This is a genomic window from uncultured Microbacterium sp. (assembly GCF_947489255.1).
Taxonomy (GTDB): Bacteria; Actinomycetota; Actinomycetes; order Actinomycetales; family Microbacteriaceae; genus Microbacterium; species Microbacterium phycohabitans.
The window spans coordinates 21,383-37,703 of the sequence record NZ_CANLCY010000006.1; the positions used below are offsets into that span (position 1 = coordinate 21,383).

At 70.2% G+C, this 16,321-nt stretch carries 18 protein-coding genes and 1 tRNA gene; 12 read left to right on the forward strand and 7 right to left on the reverse strand.

All coding sequences use genetic code 11. The features are described from left to right. Position 1 precedes the first annotated feature (1 nt). The 3 genes from Q0818_RS15890 to Q0818_RS15900 are packed head-to-tail and all read left to right on the forward strand — an operon-like array spanning position 2 to position 1,468. Positions 2–316, forward strand: a complete 315-nt coding sequence (locus Q0818_RS15890; protein WP_298877177.1) for a hypothetical protein — start codon at positions 2–4, stop codon at positions 314–316. 28 nt (positions 317–344) lie between these two features. Next, positions 345–1,037 (forward strand): hypothetical protein, encoded by a 693-nt coding sequence (locus tag Q0818_RS15895; protein WP_298877180.1) that lies wholly within the window; start codon positions 345–347, stop codon positions 1,035–1,037. Next, on the forward strand, positions 1,013–1,468 hold the full coding sequence (locus tag Q0818_RS15900) for a hypothetical protein (RefSeq protein WP_298877183.1): 456 nt from the start codon (positions 1,013–1,015) through the stop codon (positions 1,466–1,468). Before Q0818_RS15895 ends, Q0818_RS15900 begins: the two co-directional genes overlap by 25 nt. Before the next feature lie 128 nt (positions 1,469–1,596). On the opposite strand, the gene Q0818_RS15905 is transcribed toward Q0818_RS15900, so the two are convergent. Both Q0818_RS15905 and Q0818_RS15910 read right to left on the reverse strand, forming a co-directional pair. Beyond that, positions 1,597–2,109: a hypothetical protein gene (locus tag Q0818_RS15905; RefSeq protein WP_298877186.1), complete on the reverse strand. Its 513-nt coding sequence runs from the start codon at positions 2,107–2,109 to the stop codon at positions 1,597–1,599. Continuing rightward, complete coding sequence (locus Q0818_RS15910; protein ID WP_298877191.1) at positions 2,106–2,603, reverse strand: MarR family transcriptional regulator; 498 nt, start codon at positions 2,601–2,603, stop codon at positions 2,106–2,108. Before Q0818_RS15910 ends, Q0818_RS15905 begins: the two co-directional genes overlap by 4 nt. Positions 2,604–2,685: 82 nt before the next feature. Between Q0818_RS15910 and Q0818_RS15915 the strand changes: the two genes are divergently transcribed. From Q0818_RS15915 to Q0818_RS15955, 9 genes are all read left to right on the forward strand, one after another. Continuing rightward, a tRNA-Gln gene (locus tag Q0818_RS15915) sits at positions 2,686–2,757 on the forward strand. A 1-nt stretch (position 2,758) separates the two neighbouring features. Then, positions 2,759–4,207: a bifunctional UDP-N-acetylglucosamine diphosphorylase/glucosamine-1-phosphate N-acetyltransferase GlmU gene (glmU, locus tag Q0818_RS15920; protein WP_298877194.1), complete on the forward strand. Its 1,449-nt coding sequence runs from the start codon at positions 2,759–2,761 to the stop codon at positions 4,205–4,207. Beyond that, complete coding sequence (locus Q0818_RS15925; protein ID WP_298877197.1) at positions 4,197–5,231, forward strand: ribose-phosphate diphosphokinase; 1,035 nt, start codon at positions 4,197–4,199, stop codon at positions 5,229–5,231. The genes glmU and Q0818_RS15925 overlap by 11 nt, the downstream gene beginning before the upstream one ends. A gap of 324 nt (positions 5,232–5,555) precedes the next feature. Then, entirely contained in the window at positions 5,556–6,062 is a 507-nt protein-coding gene (locus Q0818_RS15930; protein WP_298877200.1) for a hypothetical protein, read from the forward strand. Positions 6,063–6,067: 5 nt separating this feature from the next. Further along, a complete protein-coding gene (locus Q0818_RS15935; protein ID WP_298877203.1) occupies positions 6,068–6,946 on the forward strand; it encodes an FAD:protein FMN transferase in 879 nt (292 codons plus the stop codon). 31 nt (positions 6,947–6,977) lie between these two features. Further along, positions 6,978–8,531 carry an FAD-dependent oxidoreductase gene (locus tag Q0818_RS15940; protein ID WP_298877205.1) on the forward strand — a complete coding sequence of 518 codons (1,554 nt, stop codon included), beginning with the start codon at positions 6,978–6,980 and terminating at the stop codon, positions 8,529–8,531. Between the two features lie 20 nt (positions 8,532–8,551). Continuing rightward, positions 8,552–9,028, forward strand: a complete 477-nt coding sequence (locus Q0818_RS15945; RefSeq protein WP_298877207.1) for an NUDIX domain-containing protein — start codon at positions 8,552–8,554, stop codon at positions 9,026–9,028. Next, positions 9,028–9,993 (forward strand): S41 family peptidase, encoded by a 966-nt coding sequence (locus Q0818_RS15950; protein WP_298877210.1) that lies wholly within the window; start codon positions 9,028–9,030, stop codon positions 9,991–9,993. Before Q0818_RS15945 ends, Q0818_RS15950 begins: the two co-directional genes overlap by 1 nt. A gap of 232 nt (positions 9,994–10,225) precedes the next feature. Continuing rightward, a complete protein-coding gene (locus Q0818_RS15955) occupies positions 10,226–11,287 on the forward strand; it encodes a hypothetical protein (protein ID WP_298877213.1) in 1,062 nt (353 codons plus the stop codon). 22 nt (positions 11,288–11,309) lie between these two features. Here Q0818_RS15955 and Q0818_RS15960 read toward each other — a convergent pair whose 3' ends face one another. From Q0818_RS15960 to Q0818_RS15980, 5 genes are all read right to left on the reverse strand, one after another. Continuing rightward, positions 11,310–12,755: a HAMP domain-containing sensor histidine kinase gene (locus tag Q0818_RS15960; protein ID WP_298877216.1), complete on the reverse strand. Its 1,446-nt coding sequence runs from the start codon at positions 12,753–12,755 to the stop codon at positions 11,310–11,312. Positions 12,756–12,874: 119 nt separating this feature from the next. After that, positions 12,875–13,609 (reverse strand): response regulator transcription factor, encoded by a 735-nt coding sequence (locus tag Q0818_RS15965; RefSeq protein ID WP_298877220.1) that lies wholly within the window; start codon positions 13,607–13,609, stop codon positions 12,875–12,877. A gap of 5 nt (positions 13,610–13,614) precedes the next feature. Beyond that, positions 13,615–14,136, reverse strand: coding sequence for a VanZ family protein (locus Q0818_RS15970; RefSeq protein ID WP_366943186.1), 522 nt, complete (start codon positions 14,134–14,136; stop codon positions 13,615–13,617). Beyond that, positions 14,091–15,686, reverse strand: coding sequence for an NADP-dependent phosphogluconate dehydrogenase (gene gndA, locus Q0818_RS15975; protein WP_298877223.1), 1,596 nt, complete (start codon positions 15,684–15,686; stop codon positions 14,091–14,093). The genes Q0818_RS15970 and gndA overlap by 46 nt, the downstream gene beginning before the upstream one ends. Before the next feature lie 85 nt (positions 15,687–15,771). After that, positions 15,772–16,284, reverse strand: coding sequence for a gluconokinase (locus Q0818_RS15980; protein ID WP_298877226.1), 513 nt, complete (start codon positions 16,282–16,284; stop codon positions 15,772–15,774). Positions 16,285–16,321 lie beyond the last annotated feature (37 nt).

Here is a 16,321-nt window from a genome sequence, read left to right on the forward strand (position 1 = left end):
GATGAGTGACATCTCCCTGGCTTACGAGGCCCTCTCGAAGGACGCATCCCTGTGGGATGCCGCCGGTGACTCGATCGAGGCCGGACGAACGGAGCTGTCGGGCATCGACGTCTACCGTGGGGCGTTCTCGTTCGCCGCGCTGGACGTCGCCGACAGCTACGAGCAGATCCGCACGCAGGTCATGACCCTTCTCGAACAGGGCGCCGCCGCGACGCGCGCCGGTGCCGATGCGCTGCGCGCCGTGCGCGCGGACTTCGAGCGCTACGAGGACGAGACCCAGTCGGGTCTATACGACATCTGGCAGCCCGTCTCCTGACCCCCGGATACGAAACACGAGGTAGAGCATGAATCCCGCAGAGCGCTTCATCGAGCTTCTTCAGAAGATCCGCGAGAAGATCGAGGAGATCTCCCGTCTGATCAACGCGGCCCTTTCCGCCCTCCCCGCGGTCATGGGTTTCATCGCCGACCGCGTGCAGGACGCCTGGAACGCCATGCTCACCAAACTCGGCGAGTTCTGGAACTGGTGCGCCGAGATCCTGTCGAACGTCGGCAACCCGTTCATGCTGAACGGTGCGGCCGACGGATGGAAGCAGATGGGCGTGAAGGTGTCGCGCATCAACGACACCATCACCGATCTCAACCTGTCGGTCGACGATCGATGGACGGGCTCCGCGGCCGAACAGTACCGCCAATCGGTGGAGCCGCAGCGCCGCGCGAACTCGTCGATCCTGTCGGACTACGCCGAGAACGTCTCGGGCGCGATGACCGGCCTCGCCGGCGCGATCATCGCGTTCTGGGCCGGCCTCGTCGTCGCCGTCCTCACCCTGCTCGGCGCTCTGGCCGGTGCCGCCGTCGCGACGGGGACCATCGTCGGTCTGCCTGCGGCGCCCGTGCTGATCGGGATCGGGATCGCGACCTTCCTCGCCGCCGGAGGGGCGGGCGTGGCGATCCTGTACGTGGCCGCGGGCAGCGCTCGTGCGACCATCGCGTCGGCGCAGGCGGGGATCACGCAGTGGCCGCAGATCGCGACGAGCTGATGAGTGCGTCGAGCACCCCTCCCGAGGACGTCATCCGGACGACGCGTCCCCGAGTGACGGGGATCCTGGCGATGGTCCTCGCGGTGATCCTCGTGCTGGTGGCGGTCGCGTGGTTCCTGGTGGGGGCTTCGGCTGTCGGTCCGGCCGTGGCCTGTCTCCTCCTCGCCGTCGTCAGCGCCGTCATCGGGGGACTGTCCCTCCGGGTGGCCGCGGGACGTCGCGACACCCTGCCGTCGACGGGTCCGCTCACCCTGCTGACGGTCCTCGCCTTCGCGATCGGATTCGTCGGCGCGGGACTGGGCATCGTGCTGGGCGCAGTCGGCTCCTCTCCGGGCGCCATCGGCGCGGGGGTGACGACGTTCGTCCTCGGCATCCTCGTCGCGGTTCAGGGAGTCCTCGTCTACGGTGCCGCGCGGAAACGCGCCACCTGACGAGGATGCCGCGGTCGTCTCGCGCGGCCGTCGACGGCGAACACCGCCCGGACGATCGCGCGAGCCGTACACGGCACCCGCGTCGCGTCCCGTGACGATCGACCGGTGTGCGGGCAGGACCTCCGGGGTCAGTGGATCGCGTACTCGAGGATCGCGATGAACACGCCGAGGCATGCGGTCGCGAACCCGCCGACGAGCCGTCCGAAGAGCCGGGCGCCCCGGCGTCGGTAGGCGCTGTACCCGAGCAGGAACAGCACGAGGAACGTCGACCACATCGACAGGTCGGAGGCGTCGTCGATCGACATGCCGGTGATCCCGGCGTACACGAGCACGAGCACCGACGGCACGGAGGCGTAGAGCATGCCGGCGCCGTGGCGCATGCCCTCGCGCGTGGCATGCCGGAGGCCGTGGTCGGCGTGCTCGGTGAGGGTGTGGGCGAAGACGTGGGCGATGAAGAAGACGACGAGCGAGGTCGACGCGCTCAGCAGCACCTCCCACACCGACTCGGCGTGGTCGTCGGCGATCGTCACGAAGGCGGCGAACACGATCAGGCCGTAGATCGCGGCGGGGGAGCGGAAGCGCACGTCGAACCACGCGCGCACGCGCGCCCACCGCGACGGGGACTCGGCGGGCGCGCTCACGCGTCGAACCCCAGGCTGAGCTTGCGCAGCAGCGTCGCGAGTCGCTCGCGGTCGTTCTTGGCCAGGCTCTCCAGCAGGAGCGCCTCGGCGTCGACGAGGCGCGTGATGGCGGCATCCACCCGGACGCGGCCGTCTTCGGTCAAGGTCACCAGGATGCTCCGTCCGTCACCGGGGTCCGCCTCGCGCCGCACGAATCGGCGGGCGACGAGCCGGTCGATGCGATTGGTCATGGTGCCACTCGACACGAGCGTCTGCTGCAGAAGCTGCTTCGGACTCAGCTGGTACGGCTCGCCCGCGCGCCGCAGGGCCGAGAGCACGTCCCACTCCCACGACTCGATGTCGCTGCGCCGGAAGGCCTCCTTGCGGGCGATGTCGAGATGCCGAGAGAGCCGTGCGACGCGCGAGAGCACCTCGAGGGGCGAGAAGTCGAGGTCGGGGCGCTGGCGCATCCACGCATCGACGATGCGGTCGACTTCGTCGCTGTCCCGGGTCACGGTCTCATTATGGCGTTCGTCATCCGGCGGGCCCTCGCGAGGGGTGGTGTCTGGCAGACTTGACCGGTGCCCGCGGGCACGGTCCGCCGTGGTGTAACGGCAGCACGACAGCCTTTGGAGCTGTTAGGTCCAGGTTCGAATCCTGGCGGCGGAGCATGACATCACCGACCGAGTTGGCCATCGTCGTCCTCGCTGCGGGTCAGGGCACGCGCATGCGCTCCCGTCTCCCGAAGGTGCTGCATCCGGTGGGTGGTCGCCCCCTGGTGGGCCACGTGCTCGACACCGCGGCATCCCTCGATCCCGCGCGCATCGTCGTGGTCGTGCGCCACGAGCGCGAGCTCGTCGCCGAGACCGTGGCGGAACTGGCGCCGGGCGTCGTGATCGTCGATCAGGACGACGTTCCCGGCACCGGTCGCGCGGTCGAGACCGCCCTGGACGCGCTCGACGGCTTCGACGGCGATGTCCTGGTGCTCAGCGCCGACGTGCCGCTGCTGGAGACCGGCACGCTCACCGAACTCCTCGCGACCCACCGCACCGGCGGGACGGCAGTGACCCTCCTCAGCGCGCGCGTCGACGAGCCCTTCGGCTACGGCCGCATCCTGCGCGACGAGTTCGACGCCGTGCGCCGGATCGTGGAGCAGAAGGATGCCACGGCCGACGAGGCCGCGGTCGGCGAGATCAACGTGGGCGTCTACGTCTTCCGCGCAGCGCCCCTGCGCGAGCAGCTCGCGCTGGTGGGGACGGCGAACGCGCAGGGCGAGAAGTACCTCACCGACGTCATCGGACTCCTGCGCGACGCGCAGCTCGGCGTCGCGGCATCCGTCACCTCCGATGCGGCGGCCGCGCTCGGCGTGAACGATCGGGTGCAGCTGTCGGAGGCGGGCCGCACGCTCAACGCCCGCACGGTGCGCCGGTGGCAGCTCGAGGGCGTCACCGTCGTCGACCCGGCCACGACGTGGATCGACGTGACCGCGACCCTCGCTCCCGACGTGACGATCCTGCCCAACACGCACGTGCGCGGGGCGACGGTCATCGCCTCGGGGGCGACCATCGGCCCCGACACCAGCCTGCTCGACTGCGAGGTCGGCGAAGACGCCACCATCACCCGCACCGACGGCACCCTCGCGGTCGTCGAGGCCGGGGCCACCGTCGGTCCCTTCGCGTACCTCCGTCCCAACGCGCGCGTGGGCGTCCGGGGCAAGGTCGGCACCTTCGTCGAGGTCAAGAACTCCTCGATCGGCGAGGGCAGCAAGGTCCCGCACCTGTCGTACATCGGCGACACCGAGATCGGCCGCGGCGTCAACCTCGGTGCGGGCACGATCACCGCGAACTACGACGACCTCGCCAAGCACCGCACCGTGATCGGCGACGAAGTGCACAGCGGGTCGCACAACGTCTTCGTGGCGCCGGTTACGATTGGAGCCGGTGCCAAGACGGGTGCCGGTGCGGTGATCCGCAAGGACGTTCCGGCCGGTGCTCTGGCGCTCAGCGTGTCCCCCCAGCGCAACATCGAGGGGTGGGTCGAGAAGAACCGACCGGGCACCGCGGCGGCCGACGTGGCCGCGCGGGCTCGGGCTGAACAGGAAGCGGCCGATGGCTCGTAAGAAGAATCGTGTAGACCTCGACCGCGACAACGGCATCGCCCCCGGGCTCGTCGCCAAGACCAAGAAGCGACTCGTCGTCGCCTCCGGCCGGTCGCACCCCGAATTGGCGAAGCAGGTGGCCGAGCACCTCGGCACCGAGCTCGCCCCCACCGAGCACCGCACCTTCGCCTCGGGCGAGATCTACACCCGTTTCGAGGTGTCGATCCGTGGCTGCGACGTGTTCGTCGTGCAGTCGTTCGGGCCCCCGGTCAACGAGTGGCTCATGGAGCTGCTCATCATGCTCGACGCGCTCAAGCGCGCGTCGGCCAAGCGCATCACCGTCGTGGCGCCGTACTTCCCGTACTCGCGGCAAGACAAGAAGGGCCGCGGGCGCGAGCCGATCAGCGCCCGCCTGGTCGCCGACCTGCTCAAGACCGCGGGCGCCGACCGCATCATGAGCGTCGACCTGCACGCGGCGCAGATCCAGGGCTTCTTCGACGGCCCGGTCGACCACCTCTTCGCCAAGCCCGTGCTGCTCGAGCACTTCGAGCAGGGCCTCACCGGTGAAGACCGCGAGACCCTCACCGTCGTGTCGCCCGACATGGGCCGCGTGCGCGTCGCCGACACCTGGTCCGACAGCCTGGGCGCCCCCCTCGCGATCATCCACAAGCGTCGCGACCCGAAGGTCGCCAACCAGGTCTCGGTGCACGAGATCGTCGGTGACGTGAAGGGCCGCACCTGCCTCCTCGTCGACGACATGATCGACACCGGCGGCACCATCCAGAAGGCCGCGCAGGCCCTCAAGGCTTCCGGTGCGCGCAAGGTCATCGTGGCCGCGACCCACGCGATCTTCAGCGACCCCGCCACGGAACGGCTTCAGGATGCCGCGATCGACGAGGTCGTGGTCACCGACACCGTTCCGATGCCCGCCGAGCGGCGTTTCGACCGCCTCACGGTGCTGCCGATCGCTCCGCTGCTGGCCCGCGCCATTCACGAGGTCTTCGAGGACGGCTCGGTCACGAGCATGTTCGGCGGAGACGCGTAAGCGCCCGTCCCTTCACGACGCAGCCGTCTCCCCGCCGGGAGGCGGCTGCGCCCGTCTCCCCCTGCGAGGGGGCTGAGCTTGCCGAAGCCACCGGTCCCTTCGACGGGCTCAGGGACCTCTGCACCGGGCGCGTGCTTCGGGTCGCGCGAGGTGGCTGAGCCTGTCGAAGCCACCGGCCCCGCGCCGGGCTCCGGGACCTCCCGGGCGATGCGCGCACCTCTCGCGCTCATAGCTCGCGCAAAGGTGTGAACCGGGGAGCGGTGAAGGTCGTGTCCCTACCGTGAGCACGAACGCGCCGCGAGGCACGACCGAAGGAGGACCCTCTTGATCCGCACCACAGCCGTACCCCGTCCCGTCCGCATCGGCACCGCCCTGCTCGGCGTGGCCGGCATCGTGACCCTGGCCGGGTGCTCCGGCGGCACCACCGATGCCGCCGCGCCCGCCGAGTCCGCGGCCGCTCCCGCCGCCTCGTCGACGCCCAGCGCGAGCGCGGAGGCGAGCGCCGCAACCGGCAGCGGCTCCTCCTCGACGGGTACCTACACCGACGGCACCTACGAGGCCACGGGGCAGTACGCGACCCCCGAGAGCGTCGAGACGATCGACGTGACCCTCACGATCGCCGGCGACACCGTCACGGCCGTCGAGGTGACCGGTGACCCGCAGGCGGCGGAATCCAAGCGGTACCAGAGCGAGTTCATCGGCGGCATCCAGGACGAGGTCGTCGGCAAGAAGCTCGACGAGATCTCCGTGAGCAAGGTCGCGGGATCCTCGCTGACCAGTGGCGGCTTCAACAAGGCCGTCGACGCCATCAAGACCGAGGCGAAGGCCTGACCGACATGAGCACTCCGACCGCGACGGGATCCACCTGGACCTTCGACGCGATCGGCACGTCGTGGGCGATCGACTCGGCCGCACCCGTGCCGCCGATCGCCCGCGACGCGGTGGCCGCCGTGATCGAGCGGTTCGACCACGAGTGGTCCCGTTTCCGCGAGGATTCGGTGGTCACCGCCCTCGCGGAGGGGCGCACGGCATCCGTCGCCCTTCCCGATGACGCGGATGCCATGCTCTCGCTCTACGACGACCTCGACGTCGCGACGGCCGGGGCGATCAACCCGCTGGTCGGCGACGCCCTCGCCCGCCTGGGTTACGACGCACGGCTGAGCCTGACGCCGGCGGGCGCGCCCGAACCGGTCGCCACGTGGCGCGACCGCCTGTCGTGGTCGGACGGCGCGTTGAGGCTCGCATCTCCCGCCACGATCGACGTCGGCGCTCTCGGGAAGGGACGCCTCGTCGACCTGGTCGCCGACGTCCTCGCGGAGTACCTCGACGGCGATCTCATCGTCGACGCCTCGGGCGACCTCGCCGTGCGGGGCACGTCCGTGCGCGTCGGTCTCGAGCACCCCTACGACCCCACGCGCGCGATCGGCGTCGTCTCGGTACAGAACGCCGCCCTGTGCGCCTCGGCGATCAACCGCCGCGCCTGGGGCGACGGATTGCACCACGTCCTGGACGCGCGCACCGGCGCCCCGGTCCGCGCCTACGCGGCGACGTGGGCGCTCGCCGACACCGCGATGCGGGCCGACGCCCTGGCCACAGCCTTGTTCTTCGACGGCGGGCCCGAGCTCGCGGCATCCTGGGATGCAGCGTGGGTGCGCATGAGCACCGACGGACGCGTCGAGTGGTCACCCGGTTTCCCCGGCGAGATCTTCGCCTGATCCTCTTCACCCCTCGGAAGGGACCCCTGTCATGAGCACCACGCTCACCGCCGGCTCCACCCGCGTGCTCGGGCTGATCGGGCGCGTCTCGATGTACCGACTGATCCTGTCGTCGCTGGGGCTGCTCGCGCTCTTCTCGCTCGTGCTGTCGTTCGCCGGCCTCGTCGTTCCCGGTCCGCTCGAGCTCGTCGTCAGCGCCGTCGTGCTCGTCGCCGCGTGCGCCGTGACCGACGTCGTCGCGCAGAGCGTGCTCCGGGTGCCGCGTCGCCTCGAGTCCTCGCTCATCACGGCGGCGATCCTGCTGTTCGTGCTGCGGCCGAGCATCGAGCCGCTGGGCCTGGCCGGCCTCGCGTTGGCGGGCGTCGTGGCATCCGCGTCGAAGTACCTGCTCGCGTGGCGGGGGCGTCACATCTTCAACCCCGCCGCGACCGGCGCCACCGTCCTGACGATCGTGAGCATCTGGGCGCCCGATCTCGGCTCGTCGGCCTGGTGGGTGGGGTCGCCGTGGCTCGCGGGTCCCGTGCTCGTGCTGGGCGTGCTCCTGCTGCTGCGCACCGACAAACTGCCGATCGTGGCGACGTTCTGGGTCGTGGCGATGGCCGTGGCCTTCGTGCGCACGACCGTCCAGTTCACCGCGGCGGGATTCCCGGTCGATGTGCCGACCGTGCTGCTGCAGGTGGCGTTCTCGTCTCCGTTCCTGTTCCTCGGCGCCTTCATGTTGTCGGAGCCGCTCACGCTGCCCCCGCGTCGGGCGCAGCAGTTCGCCGTGGCCGTTATCGTCGGGGCACTGGCCGGCTGGCCGCTTGCGGTGGGGGAGATCACCCTCGGTCAGGAGCGGGCGTTGCTCCTGGGCAACCTCGTGGCGTTCCTGTTCTGCCTCCGCGCGGCCGTGCGGTTGCGCGTCGAGCGGCGCCGCGAACTCACCCCCACCGTGCGCGAGCTCACGTTCCGCGCCGCCCGGCCGTTCTCGTTCGCGCCCGGCCAGTACCTCGAACTCGACGTGCCGCACCGTCGGCCCGACCGCCGCGGAACGCGCCGCGAGTTCTCGATCGCTTCGGCGCCCGAAGACCTGCCCGAGGTACGCATCGCCTTCAAGGATGGGTCGCAATCGTCGTACAAGCGCGCCCTCGCCGCGATCGAGCACGGCTCGACGCTTGCGGTGACCGGCGTCTGGGGCGACTTCGTGCTGCCCGCACGGCCGACGGCTCCCGTGCTCATGGTCGCCGCCGGTATCGGCGTGACGCCCTTCATCTCGCAGCTGCGGCACCTCGCCGCGACGGGTCAGCGCCGCGACGCTGTCCTCGTGTACGTCGTGTCGGAGGCGGCGGAGCTGGCGTTCCGCGACGACATCGCGGCCAGCGGCATCCCCGTCGTGGTCTTCTCGCGTGACGAGCCGTACGACCTTCCGGCGGGGTGGACGTGGGCGGGACCCGACCGCGTGGATGCCGAAGCGCTCCTGCGGGCGGTGCCCGACCTCGCCTCGCGCGCGGCCTACGTCTCGGGCCCGCCGCGGCTCATCTCGGCGCTCGCACCGGCGCTGGCGAAGGCCAAGTCGCTCACGACCGACGCGTTCGCGGGGTACTGACCAGCGGTTACAGTGAGCCAGTGCCCACTCCGGACTTCGTTCTCGACCTGCGTCGACGCGTCGGCACCCTGCCGCTCCCGCTCGTCGGGGTGACCGCCGTCATCGTGCGCGGGACCGACGTGTTGCTGGGTCGGCGCAGCGACAACGGCCGGCTCACCCCGATCACGGGGATCGTCGATCCGGGCGAGGAGCCCGCCGACGCCGCCGCGCGCGAGGCCGCCGAGGAGGCGGGCGTCGAGATCGGCGTCGACCGTCTCGCGTGGGTGCACCAGATCCCGCGCGTGACCTACGCCAACGGAGACCGGGCCGACTACCTCGATCTCGTCTTCGCGTGCCGGTGGGTATCGGGGGAGCCCACGCCGGTCGACGGCGAGATGACCGACCTCGGCTGGCATCCGCTCTCGAAGATCGACGACGTGCTCGACGTCGAGATGGCGGCACGCGTCCGCGCGGGCCTCGCGCCGGGGTCGACGCGCTTCGAGCGTCGCGGGGTCTGATGTCCCGCCTGCGCGCCGTGGCCGCTGTCGCGCTCCTGGGTGTGCTCCTGCTGCCGGGGTGCACGGCGGCGAAGGACGACGTGGCCGCCTACGTCGACCGCGCCGTCGCCGAAATGCGCGACGGCATCCATGCCGACACCCCCGAGTTCCAGGATGCCGTGAACGCAGCGGAGCGCGAGCTGAGGGCCCGGGAGACGATCAGCGACACGCACGCGGGCCTTCGTGAGCTCGCGGTGGCGGCGGGCGGGATCCATTCGTTCTTCCTCACTCCCGCCGAGGCGATCGCGGGGCGGTCTGTGGATCGACCGGGGGCGACGTTCCCGGTCCCGTCGGTGTCGACGTTCGAAGGAATCTCGAGCGTCACGCTGCCGTCATTCAACGGGCAGTCCGCCGAGGCCGAGGAGCAGTATCGATCCGCCGGACTCACGGCGATGAAGCGGGCGGCCGCCGCCACCACGTGCGGGTGGATCGTCGACCTGCGCACGAATGGCGGGGGCAACGCCTGGCCCATGCTCGCCGTCGCGGCACCGCTCCTCGACGATGGCGACGTGGTGGGTCTGCGTTCGCGCGAGGGCGAGGTGGCCTGGGCGCGCGTGGAGAACGGCGGTGTCGTGTCGACCCCCGGAGGGCCGGGCACCGAGACGCCGGGCGGGTTCTCGATCGAGACTCCCGTGGCGCTTCTCACGTCGACGACCACTGCGAGCGCCGCCGAGATCGTGGCAATCGCTTTCGCGGGTCAGGCCCGTACCGTGCGGGTCGGTGCTCCCACCGCCGGATTGACCACCGGTAATGAGGTCCGCGAGCTGAGTGACGGGGCGTGGCTCGTGCTCACCACCAGCTACGACGTCGACCGCACGGGCCGCGTGTACGCCGGTCCCCTCGAGCCCGACGTCCTCGCCCCGCCGGGCAGCGTCCCGAGCGACCTCGAACGCGCGCGCCACGAACTCCGCACGCGCTGCTCCTGACGCGTCACACCGAACCGGCGACCTTCGCGGGCAGGCGCACCTCGAACGTCGTCGCCGGGAGCGATTCGGATGCGAGGGGACGCGGACGAGAAAAGATGACCAGGGGTGCACTCGTCGTCAGCAGCTCCGGGGTCGCGTCAGCCGTCCTCGCGGTGGCCTATGACCGGGCCGTGAGGCGGCTCGTCAGCGGTCCTGTTCTCAGAGGCGTCGGCGTCGCCGATAGTGTCCGAGGGTGCGAATCCTCCTGAACGAACCCAACGTCGACGTGTCTCACTGCCAGGCGACGATCACGACCGACGAGGACGCGAGCGAGAGCGACTTCGATGCGCCCTGGGTCGATGAGAGTAATGGACTGTGCGGCGCTGGTGTCCCCGGGGTGCTCGAACTGATCACGGGAACGCACACGGGCAAGGTGCCGTTCTGCATCGAGTTGCACGAGTCCGAGCCCGTGGTGGATGCGGTGTGGGACGAGGTCGTGGAGGTCTCGTTCGCAACAGGATCCGACGAGGCGTACCTCGCCGGCTTGATGAGCACGGGATTCTGGTTTCCGCTCCCGCGCGGTGACTACCGTGTTCGGTATTGCGCTCGGGGGCTGGATGAAGCACAGCACGGCGACGATGGGGACGAGCAGTATCTCCTGCAGTTCTGGCCTGCTGCGCCTGCTCCCGGCCAGATCCTCGTGCAGACCAGCGAGCACGCCGCCTACCGGCATCGATCCCGGCGCACGCTGGCCCTGGAAGAGTTGACTGAGCAAGACCTGTCGGAGATCTCCGAGCGCACGGCACGTGGCCGCGAGCGGTGGGGTGACCGCGTTCCGAACGATCGCCTCCTGGCACTGGTCGATGCGGGGATGCCACTGCGCGCGCTGACGGAGCTCGACGTGGACCTCGAGTTCGCCTTAGCCGAGGCCGACGACCCCCTCCATCGCCGCGTGGCCGCATGGGCAGCTCTGGAGTGCCTTGACGTGGCAGGGCTGAGCATGCTGCCGATGTACGAGCCCGCGGTGCAAACCTTCCGCCGGGGAGAGCCGGCGCCCGAACCGTTCGATCAGCCCCGATACAGCTGGGACGTCCTCGAATGGTCGCAGCCTCGGCGGACGGAAGTGACCTCGCCTGTCGACGGCGAGGGCTCTCAATCGCAGCAAGAATGGGCCAATCGCACGCTGTGGTATTCCACGGATCGGGATTCTTTAGTCGCCGTGCTTTCCGTCGTCGTGTGCCTGGCCTACGTCCGCGGACGCGACGGCTACCGGCGAGCGTTCACTGATCTTCGGGCCCGATTCCCCGGACTTTGATGTAAACGCTACGCCTGACCCCTCACACCGGATCGGCGGGCTTCGCGGGCAGGCGCACCTCGAACGTCGTGTCGCCGGGAGAGCTCTGCACGGTGATGGTGCCGTTGTGGGCGTCGACGATCGCGCGCGCGATCGAGAGGCCGAGTCCCGTGCCGCCGGTCTTGCGGTCGCGGGAGCGGTCGGCCCGCGCGAAGCGCTCGAACAGCTGCGAGGCGACGGAGGGGTCGATGCCGGGGCCGTCGTCATGCACGCGCAGCACCGCCTCGGCGCCCTCGTGCGCGACCGACACGGTCACCGTACTGCCGGCGGGCGTGTGCGTGCGGGCGTTGGCGAGCAGATTCGCGACCACCTGGTGCAGGCGCGACGCGTCGCCGGCGAGCTCGACCGGCTCGTCGGGAACGTCGATGCTCCACGAGTGGTCGGGACCGGCCGGGCGGGCATCTCCCACCGCTTCGACGGCGAGCTGCGTCAGGTCGACGGAGCCGTAGACGAGCTCCTGCCCTTCATCGAGCCGCGCCAGCAGCAGCAGGTCTTCGACGAGCGTGGTCATGCGCAGCGACTGCGCCTGGATGCGCTCGAGCGACTGCTCGGTGGTCTCGACCGCGAGGGCGGTGCGCTGCCGGCTCTCGTCGTCCTGGGCCTGACGCATGGCGCGCAGTGACAGCTCCGAGAAACCCCGGATGGATGCCAGGGGCGTGCGCAGCTCGTGACTGGCGTCGGCGACGAACCGGCGCATGAGCTCCTCGTTGCGTTGGCGGGCGGACAGCGAGGCGTCGACGCGGTCGAGGAGGGTGTTCAAGGCCAGGCCGACCTGCCCGATCTCGGTGTGGTCGTCGACCTGGTCGGCCGGAACGCGTTCCGTGATCGACACGTCGCCCTGGTCCATGCGCAGCGACGCGACGCGCGTGGCGGTCTCGGCGACCGAGCGGAGGGGCCGGAGGCCGAGACGGATGACGATGGCGATGATCGCGCCGAGCAGCAGCAGGCCGCCGGTGGTGACGAGGGCGACGGTCGTGAGGATCGCGCCGATCGTGCTCGTGACGCTGGAGAGGGGCAAGCCGACCAGGAAGAGACTGTCGCCGCCGGGCGCGGGGAAGGTGCGCACCAGGTACTCGCCGAGGTTGGGCAGTTCAACGGTCTGGGCGTTCGACTCCTCCGCCGCCTGCAGGCTGTCGGCGATGCGGCTCAGGTCGTCCGCCGACAGGGCGCGGGCTCCCTCGTCGCCCACGACGGCGCCGGTGATCCCCGCACCCCGCGAGTTCATGACCAGCAGCGTGCCGGGATCGAAGAACCCGGATGCCAGAACCTGTTCCGCGGAGTTCTGGAAGATCGTGCGCTGCTGGATGGAGGCGGCCGCCTCATCGACCTGCGCCCCGAGGTTGACGTAGAGGACGCCGCTGAGGATCGCGCTCGTGGAGATGCCGATCATCACGAGGATGAACGCCACCATGCCGATGACCGCCGTCATCAGCCGCGCCTGCAGCGTCCAGGGTCGCCGCCGTAACCGCTGGAACCGGGTCTCGGCGGCGGGCGCGGAAGGAGCCGGCGCGGCAGGGGGGACCGGGGGAGCCGGCCGGGGAGGCAGGGTCACTGGGGGGCTTTGATCATGTAGCCGACGCCGCGGACCGTGTGGATGAGCGGCTCGTTGCCCGCGTCGATCTTCTTGCGCAGGTACGAGATGTAGAGCTCGACGACGCTGGAGCGTCCGCCGAAGTCGTAGTTCCACACGCGGTCGAGGATCTGGGCCTTCGACACCACGCGGCGCTGGTTGCGCATGAGGAAGCGCAGGAGCTCGAACTCGGTCGCGGTCAGTTCGATCTCGCGATCGCCCCGCACGACCTCGTGGCTGTCCTCGTTCAGCGACAGGTCGCCCACGCGCAGGATCGGCTCGGAGTCGCGTGTCAGGGCGGTACCGGCACGACGCATGAGTCCCCGCAGGCGCGCCACGACCTCCTCGAGGCTGAAGGGCTTGGTGACGTAGTCGTCGCCCCCGGCGGTGAGGCCCGCGACGCGATCGGCCACGGCATCCTTCGCGGTGAGGAAGAGCACGGGCACGTCGTTGCCCGAGTGGCGCAGACGCTGCAGCACGGCCATGCCGTCGAGGTCGGGCATCATGATGTCGAGCACCATGGCATCCGGTTCGAAGTCGCGCGCGGCCGTCAGGGCGTCGAAGCCCGAGCCGGCGGTCTTCACCTCCCAGCCCTCCATGCGCAGGGCCATCGACAGCAGGTCGGTGAGCATCTGCTCGTCGTCGACGACGAGCACGCGCAGCGCGCTCCCGTCGGGGCGGGTGAAGGCGGGGGCGGCGGCGGTCGCGGTCATGGAACTCATTGTGCGCTCGTATCTATGAGCTTTCTATGGCGAGGCTTATGGGAATGCTGTGAGCCGGCGATCCGACGGCTGAGCAGGGCCCCGATCCCCACGCCGACGGCCGCTCCGAGCGTGTTCGCGACCACGTCCCGCATGTCGGCGACCCGGGTGGGCAGGAACAGCAGCTGCGTGGTCTCGATCGCGACGCTCGTCACCAGGCCGAGGAGGATGCCGTGCCACCATCGGCCTCTCCACGCGACGGTCAAGATGCCCAGGGGGACGAACAGCAGCACGTTGGCGCTGAATTCGACCGCGTCGAAGGTGATCCACGCCGTGCCGGGCCACGACGCCAGCGCGCGGAACACGTGCTGCAGGATGCCACCCACGCGGTCGTCGTAGATCGAGGGGCGCAGCGTCATCCACCACACCGCCGCGGCATAGACGCACGAGGCGGCGACGAGCAGTGCCCGTCGCCGCCTCGACCGACCGATGGTCAGTGGGTGTCTTCCGCCTCGATCTCGGTACGGTCGCCCGACCAGAGGGTGTGGAAGGTGCCCTCCTTGTCGATGCGGCGGTAGGTGTGCGCTCCGAAGAAGTCGCGCTGGCCCTGGATCAGCGCGGCGGGCAGACGATCGGCGCGCAGGCCGTCGTAGTACGCCAGCGACGAGCTGAACGCGGGAGCGGGGATGCCGCTCGCCGCCGACAGCGAGACGATGTGGCGCCACGCGTCCTGGGCGCGGCCGAGGGCCTCGACGAAGTACGGGGCGGTCAGCAGCACGGGCAGTTCGGCCTCGGCGTCGTAGGCCTCAGCGATGCGGTTGAGGAACTGCGCGCGGATGATGCAGCCGCCCCGCCAGATCTTCGACACCGCGCCCAGGTCGATGTTCCAGTCGTACTGCGCAGCTCCCGCGCGGATCTCGTCGAAGCCCTGCGAGTAGGCGACGATCTTCGACGCGTACAGCGCCAGACGCACCTGCTCGATGAACGCGTCGGCGTCTTCGCCCGCGAGCACGTCGGTGCCGGAGGGACCGGGCAGCTCGCGCGAGACCTCGCGCTGCTCGGGGTGGCTCGACAGCGACCGTGCGAAGGTCGCCTCGGCGATACCCGAGACGGGAACGCCCAGATCGAGGGCGGTCTGCACGGTCCAGGCTCCAGTGCCCTTGGCGCCGGCCTGGTCGAGGATGACGTCGACGAGCGGCTTGCCGGTGTCGGCGTCGGTCTGGCGCAAAACCTCGGCCGTGATCTCGATGAGGTACGACTCCAGCTCGCCGCGGTTCCACTCGGCGAACACGTCGGCGATCTCGGCCGGGCTCTTGCCGGTGGCGCGACGGATGAGGTCGTACGCCTCGGCGATGAGCTGCATGTCGGCGTACTCGATGCCGTTGTGCACCATCTTCACGAAGTGACCCGCACCGTCGTGGCCGACGTGCGTCACGCACGGCTCGCCCTCGGCGACCGCGGCGATGGACTTCAGGATCGGGCCGAGCGTGGCCCAGGCCTCGTCGGAACCGCCCGGCATGATCGAGGGGCCGCGCAGCGCGCCCTCCTCGCCGCCCGAGACGCCCATTCCGACGAAGTTGATGCCCGTGTCGCGCACGGCCTTCTCGCGGCGGATGGTGTCGGTGAACAGGGCGTTGCCGCCGTCGACGATGATGTCGCCGGGCTCGAACACCTTCACCAGCTCGTCGATGACGAAGTCGGTCGGACGCCCGGCCTTGACCATGATGATCGCGGTACGCGGCTTCGACAGCGACGCGGCGAAGTCCTCGTACGAGAACGAGGCGACGAAGTTCGCCTCGGGGTGCTGCTCGAGCACGTGCTCGGTCTTGTCCTGGCTGCGGTTGAAGATCGCGACCGTGTTGCCCTCGCGGCTGGCGAGGTTGCGGGCGAGATTCGAGCCCATGACGGCCAGACCCACCACGCCGATGTTGGCGCGGCCGTCGCCTTCGCCCGCGGGGCGCGAATCGGCCTCGGCGGTGGGGCGGTCCACCTCTTCGATGCCGGGCGCACCCTCGTGCACCTGAGCGGCCTGGTGGGGGGCCTGATCCTGGTCGGTCGAAGGTCCGGTCGGGGGAGTGGTCGACGTCATGCGTTGCTCCGTATTCAGGTGCGAAGGGGGTGGCGGGCTCACGCGGGCCGCCTCCGCCACTTTATCGGCTCGGCCCGCGCGTGTTTCAGGAGGGGGTGGATGCCAGGTGGAGGCGGTCGACGACCTCCTGCACCTGCTCTCCCGGCGTCAGGTCGAGGTCGACGTGGATGGCCTGCTCGTCGGCATCCGGGAATTCCAGGGTCTCGAACTGCGAGGTGAGCAGCGCGGGCGGCATGAAGTGCCCCTGGCGGCGCAGCAGACGGTCGAGCACGAGCTTCGGGTCGCCCATGAGCAGCACGAAGGTGACGTCGTCGCGGCGCAGCACGTCGCGGTAGGTGCGCTTGAGGGCCGAGCAGGTGATGATGCCCGGGCGGCCGGCGGCGACCTGCCCGTCGATCCACGCGGCGACGCGGTCGAGCCAGGGCCAGCGGTCGTCGTCGTTCAGGGCGTGACCGGATGCCATCTTCGCGACGTTCTCGGCCGGGTGCAGGTCGTCGCCTTCCTGGAAGTCCCACCCGAGACGACCGGCGAGCATGCCGGCGACGGTGGACTTGCCGGTGCCGGCGGGGCCCATGAACACGAGGACGGGGACGGTCATTGCTTCTCTCTTCGTCGGGGGAAGGGGGCGGTCGGGA

Coding starts and splice junctions, on each gene's coding strand:
- gndA (WP_298877223.1), bottom strand. CDS start 15,686: ATGACGTCGACCACTCCCCCGACCGGACCTTCGACCGACCAGGATCAG.
- Q0818_RS15965 (WP_298877220.1), bottom strand. CDS start 13,609: ATGACCGCGACCGCCGCCGCCCCCGCCTTCACCCGCCCCGACGGGAGC.
- glmU (WP_298877194.1), top strand. CDS start 2,759: ATGACATCACCGACCGAGTTGGCCATCGTCGTCCTCGCTGCGGGTCAG.
- Q0818_RS15980 (WP_298877226.1), bottom strand. CDS start 16,284: ATGACCGTCCCCGTCCTCGTGTTCATGGGCCCCGCCGGCACCGGCAAG.
- Q0818_RS15950 (WP_298877210.1), top strand. CDS start 9,028: ATGTCCCGCCTGCGCGCCGTGGCCGCTGTCGCGCTCCTGGGTGTGCTC.
- Q0818_RS15960 (WP_298877216.1), bottom strand. CDS start 12,755: ATGACGGCGGTCATCGGCATGGTGGCGTTCATCCTCGTGATGATCGGC.
- Q0818_RS15925 (WP_298877197.1), top strand. CDS start 4,197: ATGGCTCGTAAGAAGAATCGTGTAGACCTCGACCGCGACAACGGCATC.
- Q0818_RS15935 (WP_298877203.1), top strand. CDS start 6,068: ATGAGCACTCCGACCGCGACGGGATCCACCTGGACCTTCGACGCGATC.
- Q0818_RS15890 (WP_298877177.1), top strand. CDS start 2: ATGAGTGACATCTCCCTGGCTTACGAGGCCCTCTCGAAGGACGCATCC.
- Q0818_RS15940 (WP_298877205.1), top strand. CDS start 6,978: ATGAGCACCACGCTCACCGCCGGCTCCACCCGCGTGCTCGGGCTGATC.
- Q0818_RS15895 (WP_298877180.1), top strand. CDS start 345: ATGAATCCCGCAGAGCGCTTCATCGAGCTTCTTCAGAAGATCCGCGAG.